Annotated in this window: 4 protein-coding genes; 3 read left to right on the top strand and 1 reads right to left on the bottom strand. The window is 69.6% G+C overall.

Annotated features, from left to right (window positions below):
- Nucleotides 1-537 precede the first annotated feature (537 nt).
- The 3 genes from AC08ON_RS08510 to AC08ON_RS08520 all read left to right on the top strand — a co-directional run bounded on the left by AC08ON_RS08510 (nucleotide 538) and on the right by AC08ON_RS08520 (nucleotide 1,744).
- On the top strand, nucleotides 538-843 hold the full coding sequence (locus tag AC08ON_RS08510) for a hypothetical protein (protein WP_476616747.1): 306 nt from the start codon (nucleotides 538-540) through the stop codon (nucleotides 841-843).
- 27 nt (nucleotides 844-870) lie between these two features.
- Nucleotides 871-1,368 carry a hypothetical protein gene (locus tag AC08ON_RS08515; RefSeq protein WP_476608520.1) on the top strand — a complete coding sequence of 166 codons (498 nt, stop codon included), beginning with the start codon at nucleotides 871-873 and terminating at the stop codon, nucleotides 1,366-1,368.
- Nucleotides 1,369-1,429: 61 nt separating this feature from the next.
- Nucleotides 1,430-1,744 (top strand): DMT family transporter, encoded by a 315-nt coding sequence (locus AC08ON_RS08520; protein WP_476616748.1) that lies wholly within the window; start codon nucleotides 1,430-1,432, stop codon nucleotides 1,742-1,744.
- A gap of 49 nt (nucleotides 1,745-1,793) precedes the next feature.
- Here the strand turns inward: AC08ON_RS08520 and AC08ON_RS08525 are convergent, their stop codons facing one another.
- Nucleotides 1,794-2,597, bottom strand: a complete 804-nt coding sequence (locus AC08ON_RS08525; protein ID WP_476608518.1) for a DUF6444 domain-containing protein — start codon at nucleotides 2,595-2,597, stop codon at nucleotides 1,794-1,796.
- Nucleotides 2,598-2,862 lie beyond the last annotated feature (265 nt).

The raw sequence follows: 2,862 nt of genomic DNA on the forward strand, positions 1-2,862 counted from the left end.
ACGGATCGTTCGGTCCGTCAGGCGGAGCCGGCCCGCGGGCCGGCTGCCGGCGGGCGGCCGGACGCGCCGGCGGGATGGCGGACGCCCCGCACGGGCGTACTCATCGGGCTGGGTGCCTCATCGGGGAGCGTCGGAGACGGCGGAGACAGCGGGACCGCCGGGACCGGGTGTACGCCGCCGAGCGGCCGGTCGAGCCGCCGCGGCGCATCGCCTGGACCGCGCATGTTGGACACGATGGCCGTAATGTACCGGCCCGGGGAACCGGATGTGATGTATCCCGGCTGGTGGGCGCCGGTATGATCCGAGCGGGAACGTCCTGCTCGCCGGGCCTCGGCGTAGCTGTCTCACACCCCCGGTCCACGGAAGCGGGATCGCTCCAGACCGACGGGAGCGCGGCGCACGGCCGACCGGGCGGGGCCACTGCAGGAGCGGCAGTCTGACAGGGTGGCGTAGCGTCATCGACGTGGATCTGGTGGGCGTGCCCGACGACCCGAACAAACTCGTCACGAAGGGTCGGAACATCAGGTGCCGGCGGTAGTGCACGAGGGCGACGCGGCCGGGCCCGCCGGCACCCTGTTCGCCTCCCTGCACGGCGAGCTGGCGCCGCACCCGTGGCGGGATCCCTTCGTCGCATCCTCCGACGCGTACAGCCTGTTCGTCGCGAGGTCGTCCGCGCTGGGCTGGCTCACCGAGGCCATGCCGGACGCCTCCGGCGGCCTGTGGGGGATGAACGATGCCGGGCAGGACCGGCCTGCCGCCGCCGGGGCGTCGCCGTCCCGCGCCGCCTGGTTCCAGGTGTCGTTGACCGAACCGGTCCCGAACCGCCGCCCCCTGCCGGTGTAGCCGTTCCTGGCCTGCGCGGACGATGCCGTGGCGCGGATCGGCACGCTGCGGCTGACGGCGGTGCAGCTCCTGCTGCCGGTGCAGGTGTCGCCGGTCGAGGGTCTCGGGATCTCGCCACGGACACCCGCCGTGGGAAGTCTGCTGCAGGATGCCGGCTGGTTCGCCGACTGCGCCCCGCGGCACAGAACGCGGGTGCGGGTGACGGTGGACGGCGGGCAGGACCCGGCCATCCGTTCCGCCGCCCCCGCGATGCTCGACTGGCTGCGCAAACTCGACCAGCACGTCTTCTCGGATGACTCGCTCTCTCCGGCGAACGACGACCATCCGGTGCTGGAACCCGCCGTCATCGATGAACTGTGGCAGGGATCTGCTCGGCACCGGGTCACCTTCCAGGGGGCCCTCGCCGAGTGGACGTTGGACGCGCTGGGCTGGCTGGCCGCGTTGCTCGCGGAGGCGAGTGCCCGGCACGGGGTCGGCATCCCGCTACCGGTGACCGCCAGCCGATCGACGAGCCGAACGGGTTGAATTCCCTGGCCGGGGCGACGGCCATCCGGCGCGCCGATATCGTCCGGGTATGGCCGTCATCGTGCAGTTTATCGTCGCTATAGTGCTGGAGATCACTGGAACGCTGGCGCTTCGGGAGACCAGCGGGTTCACTCGGCTCTGGCCGACCCTGATGGTCTGTGTCTGCTATCCGCTGTCATTTTTTTTCGTGTCTCGAGTGTTGCAGCATCTGGAGATCGGCTTCACTTACGCGGTGTGGTCCGCGGCCGGTACCGCGGCCATGGCCGTCATTGGCGCGGCCGTCTTCGGCGAATCGATGAACGCGCTAAAGGTCGCCTCGCTGACCCTCGTCATCGTCGGAGTGGTCGGTCTCCAGCTTGGCGGTGCCCGCCGCTGACCAGCTGGTAGCTGGTAGCGGGTTTTTCGGTCGGTCAAAGCGCGGGTAGTTATATTAAGAGCGTGTCTTGTGTGGCCGCTCCGGGTACATATATGATTATGGATGTGATGGAGAGCGGCCTGGCCGCGAGCAGGTAGGGCAGCGGCAGGAACGCCTTCTGCAACGTGGCGGTCGCCCGCGTCTGGATCGCGACGACCGTGCCGGCCGACAGTCGGATCCCGAACAGCTCGGACATCGCCTGCGCGGTGCGGTCCTTCGAGAGGAACTGACCGCCATACAGATAGAGGACCAGAGCGCGGACCTGCTCACCGTACTGGACCGGCGCGTCCACCCCGCCCGCCGCCGCCCGCGTCCGCGCCCCACACGAGGCGCACTCCCGCATGAGCAGCCGGTGCTCGGTGACCGTCCGGCCCGCCGGACGTTCCACGTCGACGACCTGGCGACGTTCGAAGCCGGTGACCGGCGCGAGCAGCAGCGCGTCTCCGCACCGCCGGCAGCACGCCGGCTCGTGCAGGACGGTGCGGTCCGGGTCCGCGACCAGCGCGAGCGTCGAACCGGGATGACCGGGCTGGCCGCCCGGCGGTCGGCCTCTGCGCTCCCGGCGCGACTTCGGCGCCGGCTTCGCCGGCCCGTCGCTGCTCGGGGGCTTCGAGGAGCTCTTCGAGGTCCTGCCCAGCCGCGCCTTCAGCTCCGCGATCTCCGCGGTCGCCTGCGCGAGGGCTTCCACCGCGTCCGCAGCCTGCCGCCGCGCCTCGACCACCTCGCCGCGTACCTCGGACAGTTCCTGGCGTAGCGTACCGATCAACATCACGAGCTCGTCATACGACGGCACGGGCTGATCGACGGATGGCACGTGATCAACCTATAGGGCTGTCACCCACCGCGAGCACCCCGGCGCCACAGCGGATATCACTCACGCGACCTGACCTGCGACAACGCTAAACGATCGAGCTACCTGACCAGTAACCACGTTCCTGGGGTTCACGCACATGTGCGCGAAGTCCAGGAACGGGCGGTTCTGGGTGAGGCGCGTCACGGACAAGAAGCGGATGCGGGCGAAGCTGAGAGAGATCAAGGAAGAGCTCAGCTTGTCGTTTAACCTTCGGGTGTCACTCTGT

Source organism: Frankia sp. CoWAU3 (assembly GCF_977971855.1).